We start from the raw sequence: 13,878 nt of genomic DNA, 5'->3' as shown, positions 1-13,878 counted from the left end.
AATCTTTCCCTGCCCGCTTTCTAGCTTCGCTAGCGTACGGGGGTGGCTTCATTTCCTTTGCTCCCGGACCGGAATGGGCGTCGCGTGTTTGTCGCCCTCGGGGACTCGTTTACCGAGGGCGTGGGGGACCAGAGCGCGAGGCTTCCGAACGGCGTCAGGGGCTGGGCTGACCGGGTGGCCGAGAAACTGGCCAAGGCCCAGCCGGGATGGGAGTACGCCAACCTGGCCATTCGCAGCAAACGGCTGCGGCACATTATTGCCGAGCAGCTGGAACCCGCCCTCGGCATGGAACCAACGCTGGTCACCCTGTACGCCGGCGGCAACGACATCCTGGACTTTGGGACGGACATCGAAGACCTGATGGACGACTATGAATACCTGGTGGCCAAACTTGCCGCCAGCGGCGCCACGGTCGTGCTCTTCACCGGCTTCGACGTCAAAGTCTCGGTTCTGCTCGAGCCGCTCAAGCGGCGCAACAACCTTTACAACCGGCGAGTCCGGGAGCTGGCGGCCTGGTACGGCGCGGTCCTCGTCGACTACTGGTGCTTTGAAGCCTTCCACGACCCCCGGATGTGGGACACCGACCGGCTCCACATGTCCAAAGCCGGCCACAAGTACCTCGCCGGACAGGTCCTCGACCACCTCGGCGTGCCGCACAACATCAGCCCGAAGGAATGGGACCCGCCCGCCCGGCTGGGGCTGCGCGAGTGGGAACGGCGCCAGCGCCGCTGGGTGCACGACTGGGTGCTGCCGCTATTCGGCCGCAAACTGCGGGGCGTCACGCTCGGGGACGAACTGAACCCGCGCTGGCCCGAACCGGTGAAGGTGCCGCGCAAAGGCGGCCTCAAGAAGCTGCTGACCGGCTGAGTCAGCGGTCCAGCAGGTTTTCGTAGCCGGCCGCGACCCGGCTGGCGTGGAACTCCTCGACGTCGAAGTCCGCCACCCCGTTGATATAGAAAGGGTCCTTGACCAGGGCGGAGTCCAGGGCCTCCCGGTCGGCGTTCGAAAGCAGCAGGCCGCCGGTGCGCGGAATTTTACGGCCGGCGACCATGAAGATCCCTTGGTCGAAGGCCTCCTGCAACCAGGCGACGTGGGCCGGAAGGTGGAATTCGACGATCTCCTCAGGCACCTTGTAGGTCAGCGAGACTACGTACATAGCGCCAGCCTACCTCCTGGCCCCGCCGCCGCGGCCGGCTGCCGGTAACGGCATTGGAGCCCGCAATGGCCCGACGTTGAACTGTCAAGCAACAAGGCTCATAGAATAGGTCCATGACCGAACCGCGCTGGCTCAGTGCCGACGAACGCCGTGCCTGGCTGGCCCAGCTGAGCATCAACACCCTATTGCCCGCCGCGTTGGACACGCAGTTGCACGCGGCAGGAAAGCTTTCGCTGTTCGACTACAACGTCCTCGCAATGCTCTCCGAGGCCGAAGGCCAGTTCCTGCCGATGAGCGAGCTGGCGGCGCGTACCAGTGCCTCGCTGTCGCGGCTCTCGCATGTGGTGACCAAACTGCAAAACCGCGGCTGGCTGGAGCGGCGCCCGCACCCGGGCGACGCCCGCGTCACCACGGCCCACCTCACCGAGGCCGGGATGTCCACCATCGTGGACCTCGCTCCGGGACATGTACAGGCCGTCCGCGCGCTGTTCCTGGACGCCCTGGACCCCGACGACGTCGCCGTGATGGCCAGGATCGGCGAGAAAATCGTCTCCCGCCTCGATGCTGACCACTGGATTCTGCGCGGTAACTGACCCCCGCCGCCCCTCCCACCCGCTTGGTTGCCCTTAGCAACAGATGGCAGACTGGGGCCATGACGTTCACAACCCGTTACGTTGCCCTCGGGGACTCCTTCACCGAGGGCGTCGGCGACGCCGATCCGGCCCGCCCCAACGGGGTCCGGGGCTGGGCGGACCGCGTCGCCGAACAGCTGGGTGCCGCGGACCCGGGTTTCGGCTACGCCAACCTGGCCATCCGCGGGCGCAAGCTCCGCCAGATCCTGGCCGAGCAGGTCGACGCCGCGATCGCCCTCAACCCCACCCTGGTGACCATTTATGCCGGCGCCAACGACATCCTGCGGCCCAAAGTCGACATCGATGACCTGCTGGTGGAGTACGACGCCGGCATCCGCAGGCTGGCGGCCACCGGCGCCACCGTCGTGATGTTCACCGGCTTTGACGCCCGCGGCTCGAAAGTCTTCGGAACCATGCGCGGTCGCACCGCAATCTACAACGAACTTGTCCGCGGCATCGCCGGGGATCACGGCGCGCTGCTGGTGGACTACTGGCGGTTCAGCGAGTACTACGACTGGGGCATGTGGGATACCGACCGGATGCACATGTCCGCCGCTGGCCACGCCAATATGGCCAAGCGGGTGCTGACGGTGCTGGCACACGAGCACTCGATCGACGTTCCGCCGATGACCCCCGTACCGGCACTCAGCCGCGCCGAAGCGGTCCGCGCGAATGCGCGCTGGGTGCGCGAATTCGCCGCGCCCTGGGTCATGCGCCGGGTCACCGGCAGGTCCTCTGGCGACGGGTTGTCGCCGAGGTATCCTCGGCTCACCCGCCTCTAGCACCACGCAAGGAGCAGCACAGGATGACCAACGGCCCGCTCACCTTCCCCGCCGGCTTCCTGTGGGGCTCCGCCACCGCCGCCTACCAGATCGAAGGAGCCGCCCGGGAGGGAGGCCGCGGCGAGTCCATCTGGGACCTCTTCTGCCGGGTGCCGGGCGCGGTGGCCGACGGGCACACCGGCGACGTCGCGTGCGACCACTACCACCGCACGGCCCAGGACATCAGCCTGATGACGGAGCTGAACCTGGCCGCCTACCGCTTCTCCATCTCCTGGGCCCGCTGCATGCCGGACGGGATGACGCCGAATCCCGAGGGCATCGCGTTCTACTCCCGGCTCGTCGACCAACTGTTGGCGGCCGGCATAACCCCCTGGGTCACCCTGTACCACTGGGACCTGCCGCAGGCTCTGGAAGATGCTGGCGGCTGGGCGGTACGCGAAACCGCCCAGCGCTTCGCCGCCTATGCGTCGCTCATGCATGACGCGCTCGGGGACCGGGTCCGTTTCTGGACCACCCTCAACGAGCCCTGGTGCTCCGCCTTCCTCGGCTACGCCGTCGGCGTGCACGCTCCGGGGCGGCGGGATCCTGGCGCGGCGCTCGCAGCGGTCCACCACCTGCTGCTCGGCCACGGTCTCGCCACCCGGGAACTCCGCCGCCACGACCCGCAGGCAACCCTTGGCATCACCTTGAACCTGACCGTGCCGGATCCGGCGGATCCGTCCCAGGAGCAGGACCGGGACGCGGCCCGCCGCGTGGACGGCCAGTCCAACCGGCTCTTCCTTGACCCGCTGTTCCGGGGACAGTACCCCGCGGACGTGCTCACCGATGTCGCCCGGTTCGGCATGGCCGACGTGGTCCTCGCGGGCGACCTCGACGTCATTTCAACACCGCTGGACGTCCTGGGAGTGAATTACTATCACGGTGACGCCTTCACCATGGAGCCGGGCGGGCGCCCGGCAGTGCCGCCCCCGCCCCTGGTGGCCGCCGACGGCGTCCGGCAGGTACCGCGCGGGTTGCCCGTCACCGGGATGGGCTGGGAGGTGCAGCCCGACGGCCTGCACCGGCTGTTGGTCCGGCTGCAGCGCGAGTACACCGGTCCGGCGGGAATTCCGATCTACATCACGGAGAACGGCGCAGCCTTCGAGGACGTCCCGGACGCGGCGGGCTACGTCGACGATCGCGCGCGGGTCGATTTCTTCGACGCCCACCTGCGCGCTGTTCATGCCGCGCTCGCCGACGGCGTGGACGTCCGCGGCTACTTTGCCTGGTCCCTGATGGACAACTTCGAATGGGCCTACGGCTACCACCAGCGTTTCGGCCTGGTCCGCGTGGACTACGGGACGCAGCGCAGGATTCCCAAGGCGAGCGGCCGCTGGTACGCGCGGGTCGCGGCATCGAACGCCCTCCCGGTCGGGGCGCAGCCAGCGAACTGACCGCCGGGGCAGGCACGGGCCTAGGCGCGGAAGCCGGCGGTAGCGAGGATGCCGCCGTCGTTCCGGACCGCGAGGACGTCAGTGCCCCAGCGGCTGGTTGCGAGATTAAGCATCGGAACCCCGCCGGCGACAATCGCCGTGGCAAGGACGTCCGCGCTGACGATGTCCGCGGCGGCAACGGAGACCTGGTGGAATTCGCTGGTCCCGTTGCCCTTGGCCCAGATATGGTCGCCCCGTTCGGCCGAACCAGAGGTGGCAAGGGCGGTGAACCTGCCGTTTCCGCCCAGCGAATACGCGGCGATCAGGGCTGCGCGGTCCTGCGGATCCACGATCCCGGCCCGCCAGGCGGCGTCGCTGCCCAGGATCGGCGAACCTGCCACCAGTACGTCGCCGCCGGCGTTGAGGCACCAGTCGGTGAGCCCGAGCGCCCGCAGCGAGTCGCCGGCCGCGTTGATGGCGAAACCCTTTACCAGCCCGGACAGGTCCGGGACGCCGTCCGGGCGTTCCGGCGTGAACGCGCCTTCGGTGAGCAGACGCCATTCCGCGGCCTCCGCGTACCGGTCCCGGAATTCCCGGGAGGCACGCTGCAGTGACAGCTCGCCGCGGCCCAGGCGGCTGGCCTCCGACTCGGGGCGGTACAGGCTGAACCGCGCGTCGAGGTCCTGGAAGAGTCGTTCGACGACGGCGGTCGCATCAGTCAGTGCCGCCTCTGCCGGCGCGCTCCGGTGGACCCCTGGCGCCGGCACCGTAAGGCTGATGACGGTTCCCATGCAGTGGAAAGTCCGCGCCCGCAGGGAGGGCCGGTCAAGCTCAGAGATGGGCTGCATCGAGGGCCGCCTGCAGTGAGGTCAGGTAGGCGGAGCTGGTGACGGTGGCCCCGCTGATGGTCTGCACGTTCGCCGACTGCGCCTGAAGCACCTCGGAGCGCAGCAGGGGTGCAGCGTAGTTGCTGATCTGCACCGATCTGCGGTCCTCGTCCGTCAATTGCAGGGCGGTGACGTCTGAGATTTTGCCTCCGCCGACGGTGATCTGCACCTGAACGGAGCCAAAGCGGGTCTGCACCACCTGGCCGGCGAAGGTGCCGCCTGTCTGGGCCGACGACCCGGGTGCGCCTGGAGCCGCCCCGCTGCTGCCGGTTCCAGTGGTTCCGGCCGGGGTGCCGGCGCTGTTGGTGGCAGTGCTGACATGGTTTCCCGACTGCCAGCCGAGCAGAAGGATCCCCGCCGAGGCCAGGGTTGCTGAAACTACCGCACGTATTCTCACCAGTCGAACCTTTCGTAGTGGAGTTGCTCCGGACGCACGCCGGCCTGCCGTGCGTCAGCGAGGACCTGTTGTGCCCAGGCCGACGGGCCGCAGATGTAGACGTCGGCGTCGGCGAGGTGTGGTTCGTAGCTCGCCAGCCGGTAGCCGGACCGCGCTTCTGCTTCCGGCAGCCACGTCGGCACGCCGGCAGCGCGGCGCCCCGTCAAATGAAAGAGAGTTGCGCCACGCCGCCGGCACAGGGCGAGGATTTCGTCGGCGAGGTACAACCCGGACGGGCTATGGCCGCGGAGAATCACGGTGGCGTCGCCCGGCGCGAAGGGGGTGCTCTCCAGCAGCGCCCGGATCGGAGTGACGCCGATGCCCGCGCCGATCAGAACCACCCGTTTCCGGCTGCGGGACGCGGTGCTGAAGAGTCCGTACGGTCCTTCGACCGCAACCCGGGTGCCCGGCCGGAGGTGGGCCAGCCGAGCCGAGCCGCGGCCCAGGTCGCGGACCGTGATCCGCAGCCGGCCGCTGCCGTTGGTGCCATACTGCACCGGCTCCGCGGAGAGGCTGAACGGGTGCGGATGCCACCATTGGCCGGGTGCGAGGAACCGCCAAATGAAGAACCGACCGCCGGCGCCAACCAGTTCGTCGAGGTGCCGCCCCGCCACTTCGATGTTGACCACACCACTGCCTGCGGCCACCACCCGGCTGACGCGCAGCTGGTGCCGGAACGTTGCCACGATCGGTTCCAGAACCCGGTAGTGGAGCAGCGCGGCGCCGGTGCCGATGCACACCGCGATCCAGTACCACCGCTGCCACGTTCCCGCTGCGAAGAGCCCGCCCACACTGAACTGGTGGGGTATGGAGGTCAGGACTGCCGCATAGGTGAGCAGGTGTACGGCGTACCAGAACTCGTAGGGAAAGCGGCGGCGGACCGTCACCAGGGAGGTGACGACCACGGCGATGAACAACACCGTTGACACGTACGCGAGCCACATGTCCGGAACGTTGTTCCAGAGCGACACGGTCTCGCTGACCGGATCAAGCCCCTCGGCCAGCCCGTAGCCGACGGACAACAGGGCTCCGTGTGCCAGGAGGAGGTACAGCGACGGCTTCCCGAGCTTGCGGTGGAACTCGAGCGCCCGATCATGGCCGAACGTGCCGTCGATGACCGGCAGGCGGGCCGCGAGGAGCAACATGAGCAGGACAAGGTCCATCCCGGCGAGCCCGGCAACGATTCCGGCGGCGGTGAAAGCGCCGGCAACGCTGGTGAAACCCGCGGCGCCGCCGTCGGCCAACCACAACGCCACCGCCGCGGCAACAGAGGCCCAGGCAATTACCGTGAGGAGGTCAGCACCGAGCATCCTTCGCCTGTGCTGCCCCTCGAAGGGATTGGCCGCGTCGGGCGACCAGCGGGCGGTGCTCCGGAGTGCGGGCTCGGTTGACGTGTTCATGCATCCAGAATCAACCCACTGCCTATCATTTTGCTGTGAAAGAACTGCGCCTCGCTTGAGTCTTTCCCGTCGGCCCCCGGCGGACCCGTCACACCCGTCCCGGGCATGCGCCGGGACCGTTGATTGGTCTTTAATTCGCCAAGCTCGTAGACTTGGTAGGCGCTAGGTGGCGCGGAGCGTGTGCAATTGCTCCGGTTGGTGGAAAATGCTTGCAGCTAAGGCACTCCCTCCGGCCGGTAGTTAGGGGCTCAAGTTGCGTGCACTCCTGTATTCGCCCAGTATGCGGCACTTCGCGGTGGCTGATTTTCCTTGCCATCTGCCGGTGACCGTTGCCCATGATCTTCAACGCCGTAGGGACTGCAGCCGCTTCAATGGCCACTGCAACCTGTAGGAGACATGCGGCATGACTGGATGCGGACGTCGCCTGACGCACGGTCAACGGGAACTCCGTAGCCGTTTTCATTTATTTTCCTGAGGAGAGTCGTCATGGCAGCACACTGCCAGGTGACCGGAGCCGAGCCGGGCTTTGGACACAGCATTTCGCACTCGCACCGACGCAACAAGCGCCGGTTCGACCCGAACATCCAGAAGAAGCGCTACTGGGTTCCGTCCCTGCGCCGTAATGTCACCCTGCAGGTCTCTGCAAAGGGCATCAAGACCATCGACGTACGCGGCATTGACGTCGTCGTCGCCGCAATCCTGGCGCGAGGAGTGAAGCTCTAGTGGCAAAGGACAAGGACGTACGTCCGATCATCAAGCTCAAGTCGACCGCGGGCACGGGTTACACCTACGTGACGCGCAAGAACCGTCGTAACGACCCGGACCGCATGGTCCTGCGGAAGTACGATCCCAAAATCCGCCAGCACGTCGAATTCCGAGAGGAGCGCTAAACACATGGCTAAGAAGTCAATGATCGCTAAGAACGAACAGCGTAAAGTCATCGTCGAGCGTTACGCTGCCAAGCGCCTCGAACTGAAGAAGGCTCTGGTTGACCCCAACTCAACCGACGAAGCACGCGAAGCGGCACGCCTCGGCCTGCAGAAGCTGCCGCGCAACGCCTCGCCGGTGCGCCTCCGCAACCGCGACATCATCGACGGCCGCCCCCGCGGTACGTTCCAGAAGTTCGGCATCTCCCGTGTTCGCTTCCGCGACATGGCTCACCGCGGTGAGCTCCCGGGCATCACGAAGTCTTCCTGGTAATTCAGCACCCTGAAGCCAGTGGCTTGGAAAAGGGGCCGGCAACCATATGGTTGCCGGCCCCTTTTGTTGTTAAGCCCCGTTGCAGTCCGGCGGCATCCCGGGAGGGCGGCGGTGATGGAGCGCACACCGGACGCTTTCGACGCCGGGGGCCGCGGTTCGGAGCCTGGCGGCCTGTTTTGGCCCGTCTTTCCGCGGATCCTGCCGGCCGCGGCGCCTTTGCCGGCCGATTTGTTCCGGGTCGGTTTGGTGTGTAAAGTAGTTCGAGTCGCCGCCGCTGAAGCGGAAAGATAGCGACCGACCCCCTTCTAAACGGCCTGGAAAATGGTTCGCGAATTTGCGTGCTGATTTCGGGTGGGGGCCTGGTGTGTGGGACTGGTAATCGCGGAAACGTTGATTTGCAAAGGACCGCGGGGCCGGGTAAGTTTGAAAAGTTGCTCCGGAGCGATCCTGGACCGTTGGGTTTGGGTGGTGTCGGGTGTGTCTGTTGTTTGAGAACTCAATAGTGTGCCAAGTTTGTTGATACCAATTGTTTTATTGATTGGTTGTTTTGGCTGTGTTGTCCACCCCGTGGATGGCATGGTTTTTACAGCTGGTTTCAAATTTTGTGCATTGTGTGCATCCCGTTTTCCCGGGGGCGCATGGTGTGTCTGTTTTACTTCAACGGAGAGTTTGATCCTGGCTCAGGATGAACGCTGGCGGCGTGCTTAACACATGCAAGTCGAACGATGATCTCCAGCTTGCTGGGGGGATTAGTGGCGAACGGGTGAGTAACACGTGAGTAACCTGCCCTTAACTCTGGGATAAGCCTGGGAAACTGGGTCTAATACCGGATATGACTCCTCATCGCATGGTGGGGGGTGGAAAGCTTTTTGTGGTTTTGGATGGACTCGCGGCCTATCAGCTTGTTGGTGAGGTAATGGCTCACCAAGGCGACGACGGGTAGCCGGCCTGAGAGGGTGACCGGCCACACTGGGACTGAGACACGGCCCAGACTCCTACGGGAGGCAGCAGTGGGGAATATTGCACAATGGGCGGAAGCCTGATGCAGCGACGCCGCGTGAGGGATGACGGCCTTCGGGTTGTAAACCTCTTTCAGTAGGGAAGAAGCGTAAGTGACGGTACCTGCAGAAGAAGCGCCGGCTAACTACGTGCCAGCAGCCGCGGTAATACGTAGGGCGCAAGCGTTATCCGGAATTATTGGGCGTAAAGAGCTCGTAGGCGGTTTGTCGCGTCTGCCGTGAAAGTCCGGGGCTCAACTCCGGATCTGCGGTGGGTACGGGCAGACTAGAGTGATGTAGGGGAGACTGGAATTCCTGGTGTAGCGGTGAAATGCGCAGATATCAGGAGGAACACCGATGGCGAAGGCAGGTCTCTGGGCATTAACTGACGCTGAGGAGCGAAAGCATGGGGAGCGAACAGGATTAGATACCCTGGTAGTCCATGCCGTAAACGTTGGGCACTAGGTGTGGGGGACATTCCACGTTTTCCGCGCCGTAGCTAACGCATTAAGTGCCCCGCCTGGGGAGTACGGCCGCAAGGCTAAAACTCAAAGGAATTGACGGGGGCCCGCACAAGCGGCGGAGCATGCGGATTAATTCGATGCAACGCGAAGAACCTTACCAAGGCTTGACATGAACCGGAAAGACCTGGAAACAGGTTCCCCACTTGTGGCCGGTTTACAGGTGGTGCATGGTTGTCGTCAGCTCGTGTCGTGAGATGTTGGGTTAAGTCCCGCAACGAGCGCAACCCTCGTTCCATGTTGCCAGCGCGTTATGGCGGGGACTCATGGGAGACTGCCGGGGTCAACTCGGAGGAAGGTGGGGACGACGTCAAATCATCATGCCCCTTATGTCTTGGGCTTCACGCATGCTACAATGGCCGGTACAAAGGGTTGCGATACTGTGAGGTGGAGCTAATCCCAAAAAGCCGGTCTCAGTTCGGATTGGGGTCTGCAACTCGACCCCATGAAGTCGGAGTCGCTAGTAATCGCAGATCAGCAACGCTGCGGTGAATACGTTCCCGGGCCTTGTACACACCGCCCGTCAAGTCACGAAAGTTGGTAACACCCGAAGCCGGTGGCCTAACCCCTTGTGGGAGGGAGCTGTCGAAGGTGGGACTGGCGATTGGGACTAAGTCGTAACAAGGTAGCCGTACCGGAAGGTGCGGCTGGATCACCTCCTTTCTAAGGAGCACCTACAACAACCACGCCAGGCGTTATGTCTGTGTGGTGGTGTTGTCAGGAGTAGGCCCGTTGCGCAGGCGATTGTTCTGCGGCGGGTGCTCACGGGTGGAATATCAACAAATAGCGGCCGCTGGTTTTCTGCCGGCACCCAGTACGGTCACTTGTTCCCTTCGGGGGGCGGGTTGTCCTGGAACGGTGCGGGGAGGGGATGGGCGGTTTAGTGTTTGGCACACTGTTGGGTCCTGAGGCAACAGGACCATGGCATGGGCGGGGTTTTCCTTTCGGGGGAGGCCTGGTTGGTGCTGTGGGGCTGGTTTGTTTCTGGTTTCCTGGCTGCATCGATCACGCGCGTTGACGTGGGTGGGGTGTGTGGTACGGGGTTGTTGTTTGAGAACTACATAGTGGACGCGAGCATCTTTTATAAGAAGCAATTTCCAAGAATATGAACCTGGATCTGGTTCCATGCCCTTGTGGGTGTGGGGTTGGTTTCGTGGTTCTCTCGTGAATTACTCCTTGATCTTTTGTGGTCAAGTTTTTAAGAGCACACGGTGGATGCCTTGGCATTAGGAGCCGAAGAAGGACGTAGGAATCTGCGATAAGCCTGGGGGAGTCGATAACCGGACTGTGATCCCAGGGTGTCCGAATGGGGAAACCCCGCCAGGGGCGCGAGTTACCTGGTGACCCGCATCTGAACACATAGGGTGCGTGGGGGGAACGCGGGGAAGTGAAACATCTCAGTACCCGCAGGAAGAGAAAACAATAGTGATTCCGTTAGTAGTGGCGAGCGAACGCGGATCAGGCTAAACCGTTCCATGTGTGATAGCCGGCGGGCGTTGCATGGTCGGGGTTGTGGGACTTTCCGTTCTGTCTCTGCCGGGACAGTGGGGTGTGTTGCATGGGCATAGGTGAGCGGTCTTGAAAGGCCGGCCAGAGAGGGTGTGAGCCCCGTAACCGAAATGCTGTCATGCCGCCTGGGAGGTATCCCGAGTAGCACGGGGCCCGAGAAATCCCGTGTGAATCTGTCAGGACCACCTGATAAGCCTAAATACTCCCTAATGACCGATAGCGGACCAGTACCGTGAGGGAAAGGTGAAAAGTACCCCGGGAGGGGAGTGAAACAGTACCTGAAACCGTGTGCTTACAATCCGTCGGAGCCATCATAGCTTGCTGTGTTGTGGTGACGGCGTGCCTTTTGAAGAATGAGCCTGCGAGTTAGTGTTACGTCGCGAGGTTAACCCGTGTGGGGAAGCCGTAGCGAAAGCGAGTCTGAACAGGGCGTTGCAGTGGCGTGATCTAGACCCGAAGCGAAGTGATCTACCCATGGCCAGGTTGAAGCGACGGTAAGACGTCGTGGAGGACCGAACCCACTTCAGTTGAAAATGGAGGGGATGAGCTGTGGGTAGGGGTGAAAGGCCAATCAAACTTCGTGATAGCTGGTTCTCCCCGAAATGCATTTAGGTGCAGCGTTGCGTGTTTCTTACCGGAGGTAGAGCTACTGGATGGCTAATGGGCCCTACAAGGTTACTGACGTCAGCCAAACTCCGAATGCCGGTAAGTGAGAGCGCAGCAGTGAGACTGTGGGGGATAAGCTTCATAGTCGAGAGGGAAACAGCCCAGACCACCAACTAAGGCCCCTAAGCGTGTGCTAAGTGGGAAAGGATGTGGAGTTGCGAAGACAACCAGGAGGTTGGCTTAGAAGCAGCCATCCTTAAAAGAGTGCGTAATAGCTCACTGGTCAAGTGATTCCGCGCCGACAATGTAGCGGGGCTCAAGTACACCGCCGAAGTTGTGGCATTCAGATTTTTGCTAAGCCCTTGTGGTTCAGGCGTCTGGATGGGTAGGGGAGCGTCGTGTGGGCGGTGAAGTCGCGGTGTAAACCAGCGGTGGAGCCTACACGAGTGAGAATGCAGGCATGAGTAGCGAAAGACGGGTGAGAAACCCGTCCGCCGAATGATCAAGGGTTCCAGGGTCAAGCTAATCTGCCCTGGGTAAGTCGGGACCTAAGGCGAGGCCGACAGGCGTAGTCGATGGACAACGGGTTGATATTCCCGTACCGGCGAAAAACCGCCCATGTTGAACGGGGGATACTAACCGCCCGAAGCCTGCCCGAGCGCCCTTGTGGTGTGAGGGTTTTGGTGGAGCGCGGGACCTGATCCCGGGAGGCAAGCGTATTAACAGGTGTGACGCAGGAAGGTAGCCGGGCCGGGCGATGGTTGCCCCGGTCTAAGGATGTAGGGCGAACGGTAGGCAAATCCGCCGTTCATGATGCCTGAGACCCGATGGGACCCCCGTATGGGGGGATCCGGTGATCCTATGCTGCCGAGAAAAGCATCGACGCGAGGTTTTAGCCGCCCGTACCCCAAACCGACACAGGTGATCAGGTAGAGAATACTAAGGCGATCGAGAGAATTATGGTTAAGGAACTCGGCAAAATGCCCCCGTAACTTCGGGAGAAGGGGGGCCCCTACCGTGATGGACACTTGCTGTCCGGAGCGTGGCGGGGCCGCAGAGACCAGGGGGAAGCGACTGTTTACTAAAAACACAGGTCCGTGCGAAGTCGCAAGACGATGTATACGGACTGACTCCTGCCCGGTGCTGGAAGGTTAAGAGGACCGGTTAGCCGCAAGGCGAAGCTGAGAATTTAAGCCCCAGTAAACGGCGGTGGTAACTATAACCATCCTAAGGTAGCGAAATTCCTTGTCGGGTAAGTTCCGACCTGCACGAATGGAGTAACGACTTCCCCGCTGTCTCAACCATAAACTCGGCGAAATTGCAGTACGAGTAAAGATGCTCGTTACGCGCAGCAGGACGGAAAGACCCCGAGACCTTTACTATAGTTTGGTATTGGTGTTCGGAGTGGCTTGTGTAGGATAGGTGGGAGACGTGGAAGCCCGGACGCCAGTCCGGGTGGAGTCATCGTTGAAATACCACTCTGGTCACTTTGGACATCTAACTTCGGCCCGTAATCCGGGTCAGGGACAGTGCCTGATGGGTAGTTTAACTGGGGCGGTTGCCTCCTAAAAAGTAACGGAGGCGCCCAAAGGTTCCCTCAGCCTGGTTGGCAATCAGGTGTCGAGTGTAAGTGCACAAGGGAGCTTGACTGTGAGAGAGACATCTCGAGCAGGGACGAAAGTCGGGACTAGTGATCCGGCGGTACATTGTGGAATGGCCGTCGCTCAACGGATAAAAGGTACCTCGGGGATAACAGGCTGATCTTGCCCAAGAGTCCATATCGACGGCATGGTTTGGCACCTCGATGTCGGCTCGTCGCATCCTGGGGCTGGAGTAGGTCCCAAGGGTTGGGCTGTTCGCCCATTAAAGCGGTACGCGAGCTGGGTTTAGAACGTCGTGAGACAGTTCGGTCCCTATCCGCTGCGCGCGCAGGAAATTTGAGAAGGGCTGTCCTTAGTACGAGAGGACCGGGACGGACGAACCTCTGGTGTGTCAGTTGTACTGCCAAGTGCACCGCTGATTAGCTACGTTCGGATGGGATAACCGCTGAAAGCATCTAAGCGGGAAGCTCGCTTCGAGATGAGATTTCCATACACCTTGTGTGTGAGAGGCCCCCAGCCAGACCACTGGGTTGATAGGCCGGATGTGGAAGCGAGGACTAACGACTCGTGAAGCTGACCGGTACTAATAGGCCGATAACTTACACCACACACCACCCGGGGCAAACGGGTTCAAAAGCGTTTGCCACCAACGGGCGGTACAAAGAAACAAGACTGCTTGCGTCCACTATGTGGTTCCCAAACAACAAACCCAACACCAGGGCACGTTGCAGGAACCAA

At 62.4% G+C, this 13,878-nt stretch carries 11 protein-coding genes and 2 rRNA genes; 9 read left to right on the top strand and 4 right to left on the bottom strand.

Translation table 11 applies throughout. From position 1 onward, the window contains the following. Positions 1-84 precede the first annotated feature (84 nt). Positions 85-867 carry an SGNH/GDSL hydrolase family protein gene (locus AC3ANP_RS04275; protein ID WP_488332105.1) on the top strand — a complete coding sequence of 261 codons (783 nt, stop codon included), beginning with the start codon at positions 85-87 and terminating at the stop codon, positions 865-867. Between the two features lies 1 nt (position 868). On the opposite strand, the gene AC3ANP_RS04270 is transcribed toward AC3ANP_RS04275, so the two are convergent. Then, the gene (locus AC3ANP_RS04270) at positions 869-1,156 is read right to left on the bottom strand and encodes a YciI family protein (RefSeq protein ID WP_488332104.1); all 288 of its coding nucleotides are present in this window, start codon (positions 1,154-1,156) and stop codon (positions 869-871) included. A gap of 113 nt (positions 1,157-1,269) precedes the next feature. On the opposite strand from AC3ANP_RS04270, the gene AC3ANP_RS04265 reads away from it, so the two are divergent. The 3 genes from AC3ANP_RS04265 to AC3ANP_RS04255 are packed head-to-tail and all read left to right on the top strand — an operon-like array spanning position 1,270 to position 4,003. Further along, on the top strand, positions 1,270-1,749 hold the full coding sequence (locus tag AC3ANP_RS04265) for a MarR family winged helix-turn-helix transcriptional regulator (RefSeq protein ID WP_488332103.1): 480 nt from the start codon (positions 1,270-1,272) through the stop codon (positions 1,747-1,749). Positions 1,750-1,808: 59 nt separating this feature from the next. After that, positions 1,809-2,570 (top strand): SGNH/GDSL hydrolase family protein, encoded by a 762-nt coding sequence (locus tag AC3ANP_RS04260; RefSeq protein WP_488332102.1) that lies wholly within the window; start codon positions 1,809-1,811, stop codon positions 2,568-2,570. A 23-nt stretch (positions 2,571-2,593) separates the two neighbouring features. Continuing rightward, positions 2,594-4,003, top strand: a complete 1,410-nt coding sequence (locus AC3ANP_RS04255) for a GH1 family beta-glucosidase (protein WP_488332101.1) — start codon at positions 2,594-2,596, stop codon at positions 4,001-4,003. A gap of 20 nt (positions 4,004-4,023) precedes the next feature. Here the strand turns inward: AC3ANP_RS04255 and AC3ANP_RS04250 are convergent, their stop codons facing one another. Genes AC3ANP_RS04250 through AC3ANP_RS04240 form a run of 3 tightly spaced genes read right to left on the bottom strand, consistent with a single transcriptional unit; the run spans position 4,024 to position 6,705 of the window. After that, the gene (locus tag AC3ANP_RS04250) at positions 4,024-4,830 is read right to left on the bottom strand and encodes an FAD:protein FMN transferase (RefSeq protein ID WP_488332100.1); all 807 of its coding nucleotides are present in this window, start codon (positions 4,828-4,830) and stop codon (positions 4,024-4,026) included. Continuing rightward, positions 4,814-5,266 carry an FMN-binding protein gene (locus AC3ANP_RS04245; protein WP_488332099.1) on the bottom strand — a complete coding sequence of 151 codons (453 nt, stop codon included), beginning with the start codon at positions 5,264-5,266 and terminating at the stop codon, positions 4,814-4,816. Before AC3ANP_RS04245 ends, AC3ANP_RS04250 begins: the two co-directional genes overlap by 17 nt. Beyond that, positions 5,263-6,705, bottom strand: coding sequence for a ferredoxin reductase family protein (locus tag AC3ANP_RS04240; protein WP_488332098.1), 1,443 nt, complete (start codon positions 6,703-6,705; stop codon positions 5,263-5,265). Before AC3ANP_RS04240 ends, AC3ANP_RS04245 begins: the two co-directional genes overlap by 4 nt. A 486-nt stretch (positions 6,706-7,191) precedes the next feature. Between AC3ANP_RS04240 and rpmB the strand changes: the two genes are divergently transcribed. The 5 genes from rpmB to AC3ANP_RS04215 all read left to right on the top strand — a co-directional run bounded on the left by rpmB (position 7,192) and on the right by AC3ANP_RS04215 (position 13,748). After that, complete coding sequence (gene rpmB, locus AC3ANP_RS04235; RefSeq protein ID WP_050687447.1) at positions 7,192-7,428, top strand: 50S ribosomal protein L28; 237 nt, start codon at positions 7,192-7,194, stop codon at positions 7,426-7,428. Beyond that, positions 7,428-7,595 (top strand): 50S ribosomal protein L33, encoded by a 168-nt coding sequence (gene rpmG / locus AC3ANP_RS04230; protein ID WP_056737121.1) that lies wholly within the window; start codon positions 7,428-7,430, stop codon positions 7,593-7,595. The genes rpmB and rpmG overlap by 1 nt, the downstream gene beginning before the upstream one ends. A 4-nt stretch (positions 7,596-7,599) precedes the next feature. Further along, a complete protein-coding gene (gene rpsN / locus AC3ANP_RS04225) occupies positions 7,600-7,905 on the top strand; it encodes a 30S ribosomal protein S14 (RefSeq protein ID WP_043485315.1) in 306 nt (101 codons plus the stop codon). 657 nt (positions 7,906-8,562) lie between these two features. Beyond that, positions 8,563-10,087: ribosomal RNA gene (locus AC3ANP_RS04220) — 16S ribosomal RNA — on the top strand. 525 nt (positions 10,088-10,612) lie between these two features. Beyond that, positions 10,613-13,748 (top strand): 23S ribosomal RNA (locus tag AC3ANP_RS04215). The 16S and 23S rRNA genes sit together here, the layout of an rRNA operon. Positions 13,749-13,878: the final 130 nt, after the last annotated feature.

Source organism: Arthrobacter sp. JB02-1C (assembly GCF_057748045.1).
Note: the sequence above shows the minus strand (reverse complement) of the source record. Positions and strands in the feature narration are given on the sequence as shown.

What these genes read in the sequence shown, in the direction of transcription:
- AC3ANP_RS04240 (WP_488332098.1), bottom strand. Translation starts at nt 6,705, where the DNA reads ATGAACACGTCAACCGAGCCCGCACTCCGGAGCACCGCCCGCTGGTCG.
- AC3ANP_RS04250 (WP_488332100.1), bottom strand. Translation starts at nt 4,830, where the DNA reads ATGCAGCCCATCTCTGAGCTTGACCGGCCCTCCCTGCGGGCGCGGACT.
- rpmB (WP_050687447.1), top strand. Translation starts at nt 7,192, where the DNA reads ATGGCAGCACACTGCCAGGTGACCGGAGCCGAGCCGGGCTTTGGACAC.
- rpsN (WP_043485315.1), top strand. Translation starts at nt 7,600, where the DNA reads ATGGCTAAGAAGTCAATGATCGCTAAGAACGAACAGCGTAAAGTCATC.
- AC3ANP_RS04255 (WP_488332101.1), top strand. Translation starts at nt 2,594, where the DNA reads ATGACCAACGGCCCGCTCACCTTCCCCGCCGGCTTCCTGTGGGGCTCC.
- AC3ANP_RS04270 (WP_488332104.1), bottom strand. Translation starts at nt 1,156, where the DNA reads ATGTACGTAGTCTCGCTGACCTACAAGGTGCCTGAGGAGATCGTCGAA.
- AC3ANP_RS04260 (WP_488332102.1), top strand. Translation starts at nt 1,809, where the DNA reads ATGACGTTCACAACCCGTTACGTTGCCCTCGGGGACTCCTTCACCGAG.
- AC3ANP_RS04265 (WP_488332103.1), top strand. Translation starts at nt 1,270, where the DNA reads ATGACCGAACCGCGCTGGCTCAGTGCCGACGAACGCCGTGCCTGGCTG.